The organism is Kitasatospora sp. CB02891 (genome assembly GCF_002803145.1).
In the GTDB taxonomy this organism is placed as follows: domain Bacteria; phylum Actinomycetota; class Actinomycetes; order Streptomycetales; family Streptomycetaceae; genus Kitasatospora; species Kitasatospora griseola.
Genome location: NZ_NNBO01000019.1, coordinates 52585 through 66933 on the forward strand (window position 1 = coordinate 52585; position 14349 = coordinate 66933).

The window sequence follows — 14349 nt, forward strand, 5'->3', positions numbered from 1 at the left end:
GTCCCCGTGCTCGACCAGCTCGACCGCACCCTGCGGGACGCCGGCTCCCGCCCGGCCCTGCTCGGCGCCACCCGCGGCGGCGCCCCGCGCGTCCTCGCCCGGTGCGCCCAACTGACCGACCTGGCAGACCGGTTGGCCGCCGCACTGCACCACCGGCACGGCCTGCGGCCGGGCGACACCCTCGGCGTCGCGGTCCGGCCGGGGCCGCGGGCGCTCGCCGTGCTGCTCGCCGCGCACCGGCTCGGGCTGCGCGTCGCCGTCCTCGACCCGGGCGCCGGGCCCGACGTGCTGCGTTCCCGGCTCGCCCTCGCCCCGCCCGCGCTGATCCTGGCCGACGCCGCCGCGCAGGCCGTCGCCGGCTGGGCCCGGCCGCTGGCCCGCCGGGCCCGACTGGAACTGCCGCCGCTGCACACCCTCGCCCCCGTGGCCACCGTCGGCCCCCGCCTCCCGGGCTGCGCCCGCGCCCTCGGCGACCACCCCGGACAGCCCCCGGCCCCGTACGACGGGGACGGCGACGCGGTGATCGTCTTCACCTCCGGCACCACCTCCGCCCCGCGCGCCGTGGTCCACACCCGGGCCTCGCTCGCCGCCGGGATGCGCGCCGTGGACGCCCTGGTGCAGCCCCGGCCCGGGCGCACCGTGCTCGGCGACACCACCTTCGTGCTGATCCCGGCCCTCGCCGCGGGCGCCGTCGTCGCCCTCCCGGCCCGCCGCGCCCACACCCTGCAACGCCAGATCGACCGCCTCGCCCCCGACGAGACCTACCTGACGCCCCCTCGGCTGCGGCCCCTCACCCACCTGACCGGCCGGGTCTGGACCGGCTCCGCCCCGGCCCCCGCCGCCCTGCTGCGCCGCGCCAAGGACGCGGGCGCCACCGAGGCGTGGAGCGTGTACGCGCTCACCGAGCTCTTCCCCGCCGCAGCCGTCGAGGAGCGCGACAAGAGCGCCCACCGGGGCCCCGGCGACCTGCTCGGCCAGCCCCTGCCGGGCGTGCGCACCCGGCTCGCCGACGACGGCGAACTGCTGCTCGCCGCCCCCGCCGCCCGCGACCGCTACCTCGGCGAACAGCCCGACCCGTGGGTCCGCACCGGCGACCGCGCCCGACTCGACCCGGACGGGCGGATCGTGCTGGCCGGACGGCTCAAGGACATGGTGCTGCGCCGCGCCGAGAACATCTACCCCGGCCTGTACGAGCCCTCGCTGCACCTCCAGGACGTCGAACTCGCCGTCCTGGTCGGCGTCCCCGCACCCGACGGCGACGAACGCCTGGTCGCCCTGGTGCAGCCCCGCCCCGGCGCCGACCCGCACCGCCTGCGCGCCGCCCTGCGCGAGCCGCTGGCCCGGATGGGCTCCGCCCGCCCCGACGCCCTGCTGTTCGGGACCGTCCCGCTGGCCGGCCGCTCCCGCAAGCCCGACCGGCCGGCCGCCGCCCGCCGGTGCGCCGAACGGCTCGCCACCGGCCCTGCGGGGCCGGTGTGCTGACCGCCCGCGCCGCCGACCGCGCGGTCTACCTGCGCAGCCACCCCGTGCTGTTCGCACTGCTCGCGGCCACCCGCCGCCGCCCGGTGCTGCGGCTGGGCCGGACGGTGCTGGTCCACCACCCGGAGCCGTACCGGGAGATCCTCACCCGGGTGCCGCTGGACCGGACCGCCGAGCACACCACCGGCGGCACCGCGGCCCGGCTCACCGGCGGCGGGCTGCTGTTCGACCAGAGCGGCTCCGAACACCGCGGCTCCCGCCGGGAGTTGGCCGCCCTGCTCGGGTCCGACGGGATCGCCGCGCTGCGCCCGCACTGGCAGCGGGCCCTCGACCGGCTGGAGTCCGAGCTGGCCGACGGCCCGGTCGACCTGGTCCCGGCGGTCCGCCTGCTGGCCGGCGCCACCGCCGTCGCCCTCACCGGCTCCACCGCCGACCCGGTCGCCCTGGCCGTCGCGGCCGAGCGGGCCGCCGCCGCCACCGCCCGCACCCACCTGCCCGCGCTGCTGCCCCGCCCGGGAGCCGAACGCCGGGCCCGCCGGGCCGCCGGGCGGCTGACCGCGCTGCTGCCCGACCCACGGGACGCGATGCTCGCCGTCGCCGCCGTCAACACCACCCTGGCCGCGCTGCCCCGCGCCGCCGCCTGGTGCGCCCGCGCCGGGCTCTGGGAGCAGGCCCGCACCGACGCCCCGGCGCTGGCCGTCGAACTGCTCCGGCTGACCGCCGCCTCCCCGGTGCTGCCCCGGGCGGCCGCCGTCGACGCCACCGTCCTCGGCCACCGCCTCCGCCGCGGCGACCGCCTGCTGCTGGTCGCCCGGCACGCCGCCGAAGCGCACCGCGACACCCCGGCCGGCGACGCCGCGCTCGCCGCCCGGGCCCCGTTCGGCCTCGGCCGCCACGCCTGCCCGGGCGCCGCCCTGGCCCGCGCCCAACTCGCCGACCTGCTCGCCGTCCTGGCCCCGCACCGCCCCCGGGTGCTGCGCACCGTCGCGCACTCCCGCAGCGCCCTGCCGTCCTACCGCCGCTGCCTGCTCGCCCGCCGACCCGGAGCCGCCCCGTGCCCCCGCTCACCCTCGCCCTGACCGGCGCCACCGGCTTCTGCGGCGGCCACCTGGCCGCCCTCGCCGCCGCCCGGGGCCATCACGTGCTGGCCCTCGGCCGCCGCCCGGCCCGCCACGGCGCCCACCTGCCCTGGGACGCCGCCGCCGACGCCCCGGACCTGTCCGCGGCCGACGCGGTGATCCACTGCGCGGCCGCCGTCGGCGACCACCCGCCGGGCTCCCCGCAGGAACGGCTCCAGCACGCCGTCAACGTGGAAGCCACGGCCCGCCTGCTCGCGGCGGCCGGCGACCGCCCGTTCGTGTTCGTCAGCAGCGCCAGCGTCTACGACCCGCGCCCGGAGCGGTCGTCGGTGACCGAGCGGCACCCGACCGCCGGCGGCCACCTGAACGCGTACGGGCGGACGAAGGCGGAGGCGGACCGGCTCGCCCTCGCCGCGGGCGCCGTGGTGCTGCGCCCGCGCGCGGTGTACGGCCCGGGCGATCCGCACCTGGCGCCCCGGCTGCTGGCCTCGGTGCGCGCCGGGGTGCTGGCGCTGCCCGGCCCGGACGTGCCGCTCAGCCTGACGGCGGTGGAGAACCTGGCGGCGGCCTGCCTGGCGGCGCTCGACTGGCCGCCCGGCGCGTACAACATCGCCGACGCCGCCCCGTACCGCCGCGACGACGCCCTGCGCCGGGTGCTGGCGGCCCACCGGGTGCGCGCCCGGCTGCTCCACGTCCCGCACCGGCTGGCCGGATTGGCGGTCGGCCGACGGGACGGGGTGACCAGGTACGCGCTGGACCAGCTGGCCCGGCCGGTGGTCCTGGACACCACGAAGTCCCGGCTCCAGGGGTTCACCCCGGACCGGGACCTCGGTCACCACCTCGCCCACCTGGCCGGGCAACTGCCCGGCCGGGCCTAGCTCTTGGTGGCCTTCTTGATGAGGATCACCACCGCGGCGGCGATGCCGACCAGCACCAGGACGTTGACCGCGAAGCCGATCGCTCCCAGCACTGCGCCGACAAGGGTCCAGAAGACCTTCCAGGCGATCACCAGCAGGACGATCGGGACGACGATGTTGCGCACCCAGGAGGGCAGCGACTTCCAGAACTCGGCCATGTCCGTACCTTCTCCCCTCGGGGTCGGTGCCGGTGGTTCCGGCTGCGTTCCCGCTCCCTCGATCTCGACACTTCGATCGTAGGTCGGCCGGACGGGTGAATCGAGGTTTCGCGGCCCGGAGAGAACCCGGAGATCCGTCCCTGAGCCCCCGCCCGGGGGAACCCTCAGAGCCGGGTCACACCGGCCAGCCCTCCCCCCGCCAGGCGGCGTCCCAGAACATCCACTCGTACCGCGAGGTGGTGGTGAAGTGCTCGACCACGCGCCGCCGTTCGGCCGCCGAGAGGTCCTCGCCGATCCGGTCGGTGAGGTCCAGGACGCGGCGCACCACGGCCTGGAACTCCTCCCCGCCGTAGGCGGCGATCCACTTGGCGTACAGCGGCTCGGGGGAGGAGCGGCGCAGCAGTTCCTCGCCGACCCGGGCGTAGATCCAGTAGCAGGGCAGGACCGCGCCGAGCGCCTCCGCGAACGAGCCGCCGTAGACGGTGGCCAGCAGGTAGCTGGTGTAGGCGCGGGTGGTGGGGAGCACTGGTTCGGCGGCGGCCGCGGCGCCGTCCTCGCCGAAGGCGTGCAGGAAGTCGGCGTGCATCTCCTGCTCGGCGGCGATGGCGCCGACCGCGTCGTTGGCGAAGGCCAGCACCTCGTCCTCGCCGGGGGCCTTGGCGGCGCACACCGCCAGCGCCCGGGCGTAGTCGCGCAGGTAGTGCGAGTCCTGGACGACGAAGTGGCGGAACGCGGCGCGCGGCAGGGTGCCGTCGGTCAGGCCGGCCAGGAACGGGTGGTCGAGGATCCGGCCGTAGATCGGCTCGATCGCCGTCCACAGTTCGTCGGTGAGTTTCACAGGCTGCTCCCGTGCTGTCGATGGGGTTGCGGTCGCCGCGGCACGGTCAGTCCTCCGGCGGGGAGAACACCACCAGGACCCGGAGTTCCTCGGTGATGTGGTGGAAGCGGTGCTCCGTCCCGGCGGGGACGAACACCACGCTGCCGCGGGCGACGGTGGCGGTCTCCCGGCCGACGGTCAGCTCGGCCCGGCCGCTGACCACCAGGTAGATCTCGTCCTGGGCGTGCGGGGTCTGCGGGTCGGTCTCGCCGGGGGACAGCGCGTACAGGCCGGCGGACATCGTCGGCTGCTTCAGGAAACGCAGGTACGCGCCGTCGCCGGCGGCGCGTTCGGCGTCGAGTTCGTCCAGCCGGAACAGCTTCATCGGGGCACGGCTCCTCTCCCGGTCCGGGCCCATTCAACAACACTCCATCACACGGTCGTTCACGGGAGCTTCCGCACGGCGGGCGGTCCTGTCACCATCCGCAGCATGAAGAATTTCGTGATCAAAACGCTCATCAACGCGGTGGCGATCTGGATCGCCGCCTGGATCGTCAACGGGATCACGCTGGAAGGGGGCGACTGGCAGCACAAGGCGATCACCGTGCTCGCGGTGGCGCTCGTCTTCGGTGTGGTCAACTTCGCCATCAAGCCGCTGGTGAAGCTGTTCTCGCTGCCGCTGTTCATCCTCACGCTGGGCCTGGTCACCTTCGTGATCAACGCCCTGATGCTCTGGCTGACCTCCTGGGCGTCGGACAAGCTGAGCCTGGACTTCCACGTGCAGGGCTTCTGGGCGGCGCTGCTCGGCGCGCTGATCATCAGCGTGGTCTCCTGGGGCCTGCACCTGGCCTTCGGCGACGACGACTGACCGGCCCGTGCCCCGGTCCGCGCGGCCGACCGGCCACCGGACAGCTCCCCGCAGCTGTCCGACGGCCGGTCACGCCGCAGGGGCCGCGAACCGGGCCCGCGGGCTCAACCCGCGTTCTCGTGCCCGGTGGTGGACAGGATGTCGGCCAACTCCTGGTCGAGGTCGCCGGTCGCGACCTCCTGGCCCATCGGCACCACCGCGTCGGTGCGGGCGAGGAAGGCCAGCAGCGGCGGGGCGGCGGCGCGCACCCGGGCGTCGCCCTCGGGGGAGCGCAGCACCAGGTCGACCTCGGACAGGTCCTCGCCGAGCGGCTGGAGGTGGACGTCGCCCTCGCCGCTGGCCCGGCTGAGCCCGTCGACCAGCAGTTCGCGCGCGAAGACCCAGGTGACCGGTTCGTCGCCGGGCAGGTGGAAGGTGAAGCGGACGGCGAACGGGTCGCCGCCGTCGTAGTCCAGGTCGACCACGACGCGGAAGGAGAGCTCGCTCGACACCACGAGGTGCATCGCCATGTGGGCTCGGACCGTGTTGTGCATGCGCCAGTACCTCTCGTTCTGCCCGCCCGTGTACGCCGAGGGTCGAGCGGTGGGGTCGGGCATCTGTCGGTTCGCTGTCGGTTCTCTGTCGGTTCTCTGTCCCCAATTCCCCGTTCGGACCTCATCGTCCAGGTTTGACGGCGATGTGGACAAGGCGTGCTTTTTCAAATGGTGAACGAACGCACCGGCGGAATCAGCCCACGAACGCGGGGAACATCGCCCCCACCAGGCGGCGCAGCCGGACCGCCGCCGGGCCGAGCCGGTCGCCCTGTTCGACGGGCAGTGATATCGCCACCGTGGCGACCACCGAGCCGACGGTGATCGGCACCGCCGCGCAGACCGCGCCGAGCGCGTACTCCTGCCGCTCCAGCACCGGCACGGTGGGCCGGACGGCGTCGAGCCGGCGCAGCACCGCGCGCCGGTCGCCGACGGTGGACGGGGTGAGCGCGGCCGGCCGGTGCCGGGAGAGGTGGTCTAGCCGTTCCTCGGTGCCGAGTTGGGACAGCAGGCAGAGTCCGACGGCGTGCGCGTGCGCGGTGCTGCGGAAGTCCGCCCACTCCTCCACCGCCGGCTGCGCGGGGCCGGAGAAGACCTCCACCATCCGCACCTCGCCGTCCTCGTAGACCGCGTGGTAGACGGCGGCGCCGAGTTCGTCGCGCAGCCGCGCCAGCCGTCCGCGCAGGTCGGTGCACTCGGACTGCCGGGTGTCGGCGCGGCAGATCCCGTCCACCGAGGCGCCGAAGTAGAACCGGCCGTCGTCGCGCCGCAGGTAGCCCTCGTGGGTGAGGGTGCGCAGCAGGTGGTAGGTGGTGCCGAGGGGGAGTCCGGCGGAGCGGGCCAGCTGTTTGGCGGTGGCGCCGTGGATGTGGGAGCCGACCGCTTCGAGCAGTCGCAGGGCGCGCTGCACCGAGCCGATCAAGGTGGGCGCACGTATGTCGTCGGCGGGCGGCGCGGCGGGTTCCCCGGTCCGGTGCATGGTCATCCCCATCCCCGGGCGCTGAGGGGCATCCGGAGACGTCCGCTCCGAATCCGCCCGGCAGTCGGTCATTGCAGCACAGGGCGGACCTCCCCGCAATCATTGTGGCGACCTCGCTCGGCGATTCACCTTCGCTCCGAAGGCGCAAGCGCCCGGACGGCTCGACCATGAAGGACGGCATCGCGCCCGGTGAGTGAATCCAAGACCCACGGCCGGAGTCTCCGTCGCCGCCCCGGGACACACCCGGGCATGCCGCCGCACCCTGACGGCGGAACGGATTCCTCCGATTCGCTCCGCTGTGCGGGTTTCGCGGTCACCGGCGCGCGGCAGACTCCCGCACAACGCTCGCGCCCCGGAGGTGGCAGCCATGTCGGGCCCGGTCCGTCCTGTCGTCAAGCGCACCGCCCGCGCGATCCTGCTGGAGTTCGATCCGGCCGCCCCGCACTCCCCCGCCTCGCTGGTACTGATCCGCCGGGTCCGCCCGGGCTCCCCGCACCCGTACTGGATCACCCCCGGCGGCGGCGTCGAACCCACCGACCCGACCGTGGTCGCCGCCCTGCACCGCGAGGTGGACGAGGAGCTCGGCGGGAAGATCACCGACGTGGTGCCGGCCTTCGTCGACACCGTCGCGCACTCCCACCACGACGACGGCACGCCCGCCCACCCGCACGGCGTCAAGGTGCAGCACTTCTTCGTCTGCCGGCTCGCCGACGCCGACCCGGACCGCCGGCACGGCCCCGAGGTGGAGCACCCCAACGGCGAGTACACGATCGTCCGGGTGCCGTTCACCCGCGAGGGCGTCACCTCGGTCAACGTGGTCCCGCCCAGCCTCCGCGCCTACCTCGCCGCCAACATCGAGGGCATCCGCGCCCTGCTCGCCGAGGACCTCGGCTGAGCCAGGGCGCCGGGGCCCGTCTCACACCGGCTGGTCGTACCGGACGGACCCGGCCGGCATCCCGCAGCGCCGCAGCGCCGCCGCCCCGGCCCGCACCATCGCCGCCGGGCCGCTCAGGCAGGCCGTGTACCCGTGCCACGGGGCGTACCGGGCCACCACCTCCGGCAGCTGTCCGGACAGCGCCCCGCCCGAGCCGCCGTCCTCCTCCGACAGCACCGGCCGGACCGTCAACCAGGGGTTCCGCTCGGCGAGTTGGCGCAGCTCGGCGAGCCGGTACAGTCCGGCGGCCCGGCGCGCGCCGTAGAACACCTCCACCCGACGGCCCGCCGCCCCGTGCGCGGCGACCTCCTCCACCAGCGCGACGACCGGCCCGATGCCGGTGCCGCCGCCCAGGCAGAGCAGGTTCTCCCCCGCCGCGTGGTCCACCGTCATGCCGCCCTCGGCCGCGCCCAGCCGCAGCACGTCGCCCGGCCGGGCCCGGTGCACCAGCGCGTTGCTCACCCAGCCCGCCGGCACCGCCTTGACGTGCAGCGTCAGCAGCCCGTCCGGCCGCGGCGCCGACCCGAACGAGTAGGGCCGCCACACCCGCGGCCACCACGGCGTCTCCACCGCCGCCCACTGCCCGGCCCGGAACGGGTACGCCTGGTCCGGACGGAGCGTCAGCACCGCGGTGTCCTCGGCCGCCTGCCGGTGCGCCACCACCTCGGCCTGCCACCACGCCGGGGTCGAGCGCGCCTCGTCCAGCCCCTCGACCAGCAGCCGCGACACCAGCGCCAGCAGCCGCCGGCAGGCCGCCTCGGCCCGCTCGTCCCACACCGCGCCGCCGAACCGGGCCAGCGCCTGCACCAGGCACTCCTCGGCGGAGGCGTAGTGCCCGGGCAGCACCCCGTACCTGCGGTGCCCGCGGCCCATCGGGGCCAGGTACCCGCGCAGCGCCGCCGGGTCGTCGGCGTGCCGCACGCACTGCTCGAACGCCCGGAACAGCAGCTCGCGCTGCTCGTCCATGGCGGCCGGGAACATCGCCCGCAGCTCCGGGTGGCGCAGGAACACCAGCGCGTGGAAGTGCGCCATCGCCCGGTCCGCGACCGGCCGCACCGCCGCCAGCACCGCCCGGATCACCGCCAGCTCCTCCGGGGTCGGCGGCAGCGCCGGACCGGTCGGCTCCGCGCCCACCGCCCGCGGCGCGGCAGGCTGCGGCCAGGCCGCCGGCACGCCCCACGCCCGGGCCCAACGGTCGCCCGGGCCGACCCAGTTGGGCGTCCGGGCCGGCCGGAACAGCGACTCGACCGCTGCGGGCGCGGGCGGTACCGGGGCGGGCGGCGCGGGCACGGTCGGCGGCCGGGTGGGCTTCTCCGGGACGGCCGGCACGGGGGTGAGGGGCCTGCTGTCGAGTGCGAGCTGACGAGTAGCCAAGGGAATCGTTCCGCTTCCGGTCGACCGATCTGCTGACGCCGTCAGCACAGTGCCACCGACCGCACGGCAGATCCGTCGAATCGGGCAAAATCGGGACAACCGGCCCGTCCACCCGCTACCCTCGCCCCGCCCGGGTGCGTCCCGCGCCCGCGGACCGCACCCGAACCGGGCTCAGAGCCCGCGCAGCAGCACCCCCGGGCGCTCCACGCAGTCCGCGACGAACCGCAGGAACCCGCCCGCGGTGCCCCCGTCGCAGACCCGGTGGTCGAAGGTGAAGGACAGCTGGGTGACCTGACGGACCGCCAGCTGCCCCTCGTGCACCCACGGCTTCGGGGTGATCCGGCCGACCCCGAGCATCGCCGCCTCCGGGTGGTTGAGGAGCGGCGTGGAGCCGTCCACCCCGAACACGCCGTAGTTGTTCAGCGTGAACGTCCCGCCGGTCAGCTCGGCCGGGCTCAGCGACCCGGCGCGGGCCGCCTCGGTCAGCCGGCCCAGCTCCACCGACAGCCGTTCGGTGCCCAGCAGTTGGGCGTCCCGCACCACCGGCACCACCAGCCCGCGCCGGCCCTGCGCCGCGAAGCCCAGCTGGACGGCGCGGTGCCGGCGGACGGCGTCGCCCTCGACGCTGGAGTTGAGCTCCGGGAAGCGCTCCAGACCGACCAGGCAGATCCGCGCCAGCAGCGCCAGCACGCTCACCTTCGGACCGGGCGCCTGGTTCATCTGCCCGCGCAGCGCCATCAGTTCGGTGGCGTCCGCGTCCACCCAGCAGGTCGCCGACGGGATCTCCCGGTGGCTGCGGGTCAGCTTCTCCGCGACGGTGCGGCGCAGCCCGCGCAGCGGGATCAGCTCGTCCTCCGCCGTTCCACGTGGAACCTCCGCCGGGGCGGCCTCGACGGGGCGTTCGATCGCCCGCTCGACGTCCCGCCGGGTGATCAGCCCGTCCGGGCCGGTGCCGGGCACCTGCGCCAGGTCGAGGCCGTGCTCGCGGGCGATCCGGCGCACCAGCGGCGAGATCACCGCCACCACGGCCGGGGCCGCCACCACCGCCGGGGCCGCCACCGCAGGCGCCACCGCGACCGGGGCGACCGGCAGGGCGGGCGCCACCGGGGCGCTGCCGCCGCCCGGCGCGACCCGGCGGCGGCCGGCCCGGCGGGTCTCGGCCACCCCGTAGCCCACCAGCGGGCGCTCCGCCTCGGGCGCGGGCCCGTCCTCGGGCACGTGCCCGGGGGCGACGGCCACGGTGACCAGCGGCGCGCCGACCGGCACCTCCTGCCCGACCTCGCCGAACCGGGCGGTGACCACTCCGCCGTACGGGCAGGGCACCTCGACCACCGCCTTGGCGGTCTCCACCTCCACCACCGCCTGGTCGACGGCGATCACCTCGCCGACCTCGACCATCCAGCGCACCACCTCGGCCCCGGTGAGTCCCTCACCGAGGTCGGGCAGCGTGAACTCGCGGACCACCGGCATCGCCATCACTCCTCCCATTGGAGCCGGGCGACGGCGTCCAGGATCCGGTCCACCCCGGGCAGGTGGTGGTGCTCCAGCATCGGCGGCGGGTACGGGATGTCGAACCCGGTGACCCGCAGCACCGGTGCGGCCAGGTGGTGGAAGCACTTCTCGGTCAGCCGGGCGGCGATCTCCGCCCCGGCCCCGCCGAAGCCGCCGGCCTCGTGGACCACCACGGCCCGGCCCAGCGAACGCACCACCTCGCAGGCGGTGGCCTCGTCGAACGGCACCAGCGAGCGCAGGTCGAGCACGGCCAGGTCCCAGCCCTCGGCCTTGGCCGCCTCGGCGGCCTCCAGGCAGACCGGCAGCGACGGGCCGTAGGTGACCAGCACCGCCGAGGTCCCCGGCCGGCGCAGCACGGCCTTCCCGATCGGTTCCACGCCGACCGCCGGGTCCCACGCGTCCTTGCCCCAGTACAGGCGCTTGGGCTCCAGGAACACCACCGGGTCGTCGGAGGCGATCGCCTCCCGCAGCAGCCCGTACGCGTCGGCGACGGTGGCGGGGGTGACCACGTGCAGGCCGGGGGTGTGCGCGTAGTACGCCTCGGAGGCGTCGCTGTGGTGCTCGACGCCGCCGATGCCGCCGCCGTACGGGACCCGGACGGTGATCGGCAGCGGGAGCTTCCCGGCGGTGCGGTTGCGCATCTTGGCGACGTGCGAGACGAGCTGCTCCATCGCCGGGTAGGCGAAGGCGTCGAACTGCATCTCGACGACGGGGCGCAGCCCGTACATGGCCATGCCGACGGCGGTGCCGAGGATTCCCGCCTCGGCCAGCGGGGTGTCCAGGCAGCGGTCGGCGCCGAACTCGGCGGTCAGGCCGTCGGTGATCCGGAAGACGCCGCCGAGGGCGCCGACGTCCTCGCCGAGCACGTGGACGGATCTGTCGGCGCGCATCGCGTCGCGCAGCGCGGTGTTCAGGGCCTGCGCCATGGTGCCGGTGCGCAGGCCGGACTGTTCGCGGGTGGCGGTGGTCATCGGGCGTGCACCTCGGCCTCCGCGGCCAGCTCGGCGGCCAGTTGCGCGGCCTGTTCGCGCAACTGCTGGGTGGGTTCGGCGTAGACGTGCGCGAACAGCGACATCGGGTCGAGGTCGGGGTCGGCGTGGAACTCGGCGCGCATCCGGGCGGCCATCGCCTCGGCCTCCTCGCCGGCCTCGGCGACCAGCCGGTCGTCCAGCAGGTCGCGCTCGCGCAGCGCGTCCTCCAGCAGCCGGATCGGGTCGTGCGCCTGCCAGGCGGTGACCTCCTCGGCCTGCCGGTAGCGGGTGGCGTCGTCGGCGTTGGTGTGCGCCTCGACGCGGTAGGTGAGCGCCTCCACCAGGGTCGGACCGCCGCCGCTGCGGGCCCGTTCGAGGGCTTCGGTGAGCACCTGGTGGACGGCCGCGGCGTCGTTGCCGTCGACCAGTCGGCCGGGCATGCCGTAGCCGACCGCCTTGTGGGCCAGGGTCGGCGCGGCGGACTGCCGGGTCAGCGGGACGGAGATCGCGTAGCCGTTGTTCTGCACCAGGAAGACCACGGGGGCGTGCAGCACGGCGGCGAAGTTCAGGCCCTCGTGGAAGTCGCCCTCGCTGGTGCCGCCGTCGCCGAGCAGGGCCAGCGCCACGGTGTCGTCGCCGGCCAGCCGGGCGGCGTGGGCGAGGCCGACGGCGTGCGGGACCTGGGTGGCCAGTGGAGTGCACAGCGGGGCGGTGCGGGTGGCGCGCGGGTCGTAGCCGGTGTGCGCGTTGCCGCGCAGCAGGGTCAGCGCCTCCAGCGGGTCGACGCCGCGGGCGACCACGGCGAGGGTGTCGCGGTAGGAGGGGAACAGCCAGTCGTCACTGCGCAGGGCGAGCGCGGCGGCTATCTGGCAGGCCTCCTGGCCGGTGGACGCCGGGTAGACGGCGAGCCGGCCCTGCTTGGTGAGGGTGGTGGCCTGCTGGTTGTAGCGGCGGCCGGCGACCAGCCTGCGGTACAGCTCGCGCAGCAGGGCGGGGTCGGCCTTGTCGGCGGCGGGAGTGCCGAGGACGCGCAGCGGTTCGTCGTCCGGCAGCAGCGGGGCGGGGTCGGTGCGGGGCGCGGTGGCGCCGGGCAGCCAGCCGGGCACGACGCCCGGGTCGGCCTGATCTCTGTGGTCCAGAACGGTCATGTGGGGCACCTCCGGGGTGGTGGGGGCTCCCTACCGATTGTTCGGTCGTCTGTTCAACTTGACCATATCCCCGTCAAGACGGTGGACAGTCGGCCGAAAGGGCGGTCTGCTGGGGCCAGCACGTCCAATCGCGAGGGGTGGGGGGCCATGTCGGCTGAACAGGTGTCCAGACTCGACCGTGTCGACCGGTCGATCCTGCGGCTGCTGCGGCAGGACGGTCGCGCCTCGATCCGCTCGGTCGCCGAGCGGGTGCACGTGTCCCGGGCGAACGCCTACGCCCGGATCTCCAGGATGGTCGAGGACGGCGTGATTCGCGGCTTCACCGCCCGGATCGACCACGAGCGGGCCGGGCAGGCCGCGTCCGCGTACGTCACCCTGCGGATCGTCCAGAACTCCTGGCGCACCGTCCGCGACCAGCTGCTGCAGCTGCCCGGCGTCGCGCACATCGCGCTGGTCGGCGGTGACTACGACGTGCTGATGCTGGTGCACACCGCCGACAACCGGGAGCTGCGGGAGCTGGTGCTGGGCAGCATCCAGTCGATCCCGCAGGTGCTCAGCACCCGCACCATGCTGGTGTTCGAGGAGACCGACCACATCCCCCCGGACGCCCCCTGAGCCGGCCGCTCAGCGCGCCCGCAGACCGCCGAACGCCAGCTGGACCACCGCGTCCGGCAGGCCCTCCGAGCCGCGCTGGCCGGGCCGGTACCACTCCACCACCGAGTTGATCATGCCGAACAGCAGCCGGGTCGCCAGCCGGGGCTCCACGTCCGCCCGCAGCTCGCCCGCGCCGACGGCCTCCTGGACCAGCTCGGCGACCCGGTGGTCGAAGTCGCGCCGCCGCTCCAGCGCCCACTGCTCCGTCGTGGTGTTCCCGCGGACCCTCAACAGCAGCGTCACGTACGGCAGTTCGGCCAGCAGCACCTCGGCGGTGCGCCGCACCACGTGCTCCAGCCGGTCCACCGGCCGTCCCTCGACCGCCTTCGGCTCCGCCAGGATCCCGAACAGCGCGTCCAGCGCCCGCCCGACCGCCAGCCGCAGCAACTCCTCCTTGCCGCGCACGTGGTGGTAGATCGAGGACTTGGAGATCCCCGCGGCCCGGGACAGGTCCTCCATCGAGGTGCCGTCGTAACCGCGCTCGTTGAAGACCCGCACCGTGACGGCGAGCAGCGACTCGACCGTGTAGGAGGCGCGCGTGAGGTTTTCGGCCATGGCAACGAGTATCGCCCCGGCCGCCGTCCCCCGTCAGCCGGGGTGCGGTTCCCGGTCGCCCGCCGAAACGCCCGCCCGGGAGTTCCGTCCGCCCGAAATCAGCACAAAAGATCAGGAATAGCAGGTCAAGTCCGCCGGATTTGCCAAATCGTGCCGAGTTCCGCCCGGGAATTCCCGGCATTGATTCGGCACCGTTGTCGACGGCCCGGATCGCCGCTGGTACGGCCCCGACCAGGAATGGTTCCGCCACGGCCGCGACGCCCCCCGCCCGGGAGGGACACACCCGCCCGGGACCCCCTGTGGGCAGGCCTGACGCAGCCTTACACTATCCGCACCGCCGCCCCCGGCGGCCCGAAATGGCACAGGATGGAGGC

The 14349-nt window shown here is 75.2% G+C and carries 16 protein-coding genes; 6 read left to right on the top strand and 10 right to left on the bottom strand.

Translation table 11 applies throughout. The features are described 5' to 3' along the window. Window positions 1–6 precede the first annotated feature (6 nt). From CG736_RS31540 to CG736_RS31550, 3 genes are read left to right on the top strand one after another with little or no spacing between them, the layout of a single operon-like run. The gene (locus tag CG736_RS31540; RefSeq protein ID WP_100589563.1) at window positions 7–1482 is read left to right on the top strand and encodes a class I adenylate-forming enzyme family protein; all 1476 of its coding nucleotides are present in this window, start codon (window positions 7–9) and stop codon (window positions 1480–1482) included. Next, on the top strand, window positions 1476–2558 hold the full coding sequence (locus CG736_RS31545) for a cytochrome (protein WP_100589564.1): 1083 nt from the start codon (window positions 1476–1478) through the stop codon (window positions 2556–2558). The genes CG736_RS31540 and CG736_RS31545 overlap by 7 nt, the downstream gene beginning before the upstream one ends. Further along, window positions 2534–3436, top strand: coding sequence for an NAD(P)-dependent oxidoreductase (locus tag CG736_RS31550; protein WP_100589565.1), 903 nt, complete (start codon window positions 2534–2536; stop codon window positions 3434–3436). The genes CG736_RS31545 and CG736_RS31550 overlap by 25 nt, the downstream gene beginning before the upstream one ends. On the opposite strand, the gene CG736_RS31555 is transcribed toward CG736_RS31550, so the two are convergent. The 3 genes from CG736_RS31555 to CG736_RS31565 all read right to left on the bottom strand — a co-directional run bounded on the left by CG736_RS31555 (window position 3433) and on the right by CG736_RS31565 (window position 4835). Continuing rightward, window positions 3433–3633 (bottom strand): DUF5326 family protein, encoded by a 201-nt coding sequence (locus tag CG736_RS31555; RefSeq protein ID WP_043915400.1) that lies wholly within the window; start codon window positions 3631–3633, stop codon window positions 3433–3435. The genes CG736_RS31550 and CG736_RS31555 overlap by 4 nt on opposite strands. A gap of 175 nt (window positions 3634–3808) precedes the next feature. After that, the gene (gene tenA, locus CG736_RS31560) at window positions 3809–4471 is read right to left on the bottom strand and encodes a thiaminase II (protein ID WP_100589566.1); all 663 of its coding nucleotides are present in this window, start codon (window positions 4469–4471) and stop codon (window positions 3809–3811) included. Between the two features lie 46 nt (window positions 4472–4517). Further along, window positions 4518–4835, bottom strand: a complete 318-nt coding sequence (locus tag CG736_RS31565) for a cupin domain-containing protein (RefSeq protein ID WP_100589567.1) — start codon at window positions 4833–4835, stop codon at window positions 4518–4520. Window positions 4836–4940: 105 nt separating this feature from the next. Here CG736_RS31565 and CG736_RS31570 point away from each other — a divergent pair, with 105 nt between their 5' ends. Then, the gene (locus tag CG736_RS31570; protein WP_100589568.1) at window positions 4941–5318 is read left to right on the top strand and encodes a phage holin family protein; all 378 of its coding nucleotides are present in this window, start codon (window positions 4941–4943) and stop codon (window positions 5316–5318) included. Window positions 5319–5422: 104 nt separating this feature from the next. Here the strand turns inward: CG736_RS31570 and CG736_RS31575 are convergent, their stop codons facing one another. Beyond that, the gene (locus tag CG736_RS31575) at window positions 5423–5827 is read right to left on the bottom strand and encodes an SsgA family sporulation/cell division regulator (RefSeq protein ID WP_369880780.1); all 405 of its coding nucleotides are present in this window, start codon (window positions 5825–5827) and stop codon (window positions 5423–5425) included. Window positions 5828–6044: 217 nt separating this feature from the next. Then, complete coding sequence (locus tag CG736_RS31580) at window positions 6045–6833, bottom strand: IclR family transcriptional regulator (RefSeq protein WP_100589570.1); 789 nt, start codon at window positions 6831–6833, stop codon at window positions 6045–6047. A 361-nt stretch (window positions 6834–7194) separates the two neighbouring features. On the opposite strand from CG736_RS31580, the gene CG736_RS31585 reads away from it, so the two are divergent. Further along, complete coding sequence (locus CG736_RS31585) at window positions 7195–7722, top strand: NUDIX domain-containing protein (protein ID WP_100589571.1); 528 nt, start codon at window positions 7195–7197, stop codon at window positions 7720–7722. 21 nt (window positions 7723–7743) lie between these two features. Here the strand turns inward: CG736_RS31585 and CG736_RS31590 are convergent, their stop codons facing one another. The 4 genes from CG736_RS31590 to pdhA form a co-directional block, all read right to left on the bottom strand. After that, window positions 7744–9135, bottom strand: a complete 1392-nt coding sequence (locus tag CG736_RS31590; protein ID WP_157815815.1) for a globin domain-containing protein — start codon at window positions 9133–9135, stop codon at window positions 7744–7746. Window positions 9136–9306: 171 nt separating this feature from the next. Continuing rightward, complete coding sequence (locus CG736_RS31595; RefSeq protein ID WP_100589643.1) at window positions 9307–10605, bottom strand: dihydrolipoamide acetyltransferase family protein; 1299 nt, start codon at window positions 10603–10605, stop codon at window positions 9307–9309. A 5-nt stretch (window positions 10606–10610) separates the two neighbouring features. Beyond that, window positions 10611–11618: an alpha-ketoacid dehydrogenase subunit beta gene (locus CG736_RS31600; protein ID WP_100589573.1), complete on the bottom strand. Its 1008-nt coding sequence runs from the start codon at window positions 11616–11618 to the stop codon at window positions 10611–10613. Further along, window positions 11615–12766 (bottom strand): pyruvate dehydrogenase (acetyl-transferring) E1 component subunit alpha, encoded by a 1152-nt coding sequence (gene pdhA, locus CG736_RS31605; RefSeq protein WP_100589574.1) that lies wholly within the window; start codon window positions 12764–12766, stop codon window positions 11615–11617. The genes CG736_RS31600 and pdhA overlap by 4 nt, the downstream gene beginning before the upstream one ends. Window positions 12767–12913: 147 nt before the next feature. Here pdhA and CG736_RS31610 point away from each other — a divergent pair, with 147 nt between their 5' ends. Then, window positions 12914–13381 carry an Lrp/AsnC family transcriptional regulator gene (locus CG736_RS31610; protein ID WP_198520676.1) on the top strand — a complete coding sequence of 156 codons (468 nt, stop codon included), beginning with the start codon at window positions 12914–12916 and terminating at the stop codon, window positions 13379–13381. A 9-nt stretch (window positions 13382–13390) separates the two neighbouring features. Here the strand turns inward: CG736_RS31610 and CG736_RS31615 are convergent, their stop codons facing one another. Next, complete coding sequence (locus tag CG736_RS31615) at window positions 13391–13975, bottom strand: TetR/AcrR family transcriptional regulator (protein WP_100589575.1); 585 nt, start codon at window positions 13973–13975, stop codon at window positions 13391–13393. Between the last annotated feature and the right edge of the window lie 374 nt (window positions 13976–14349).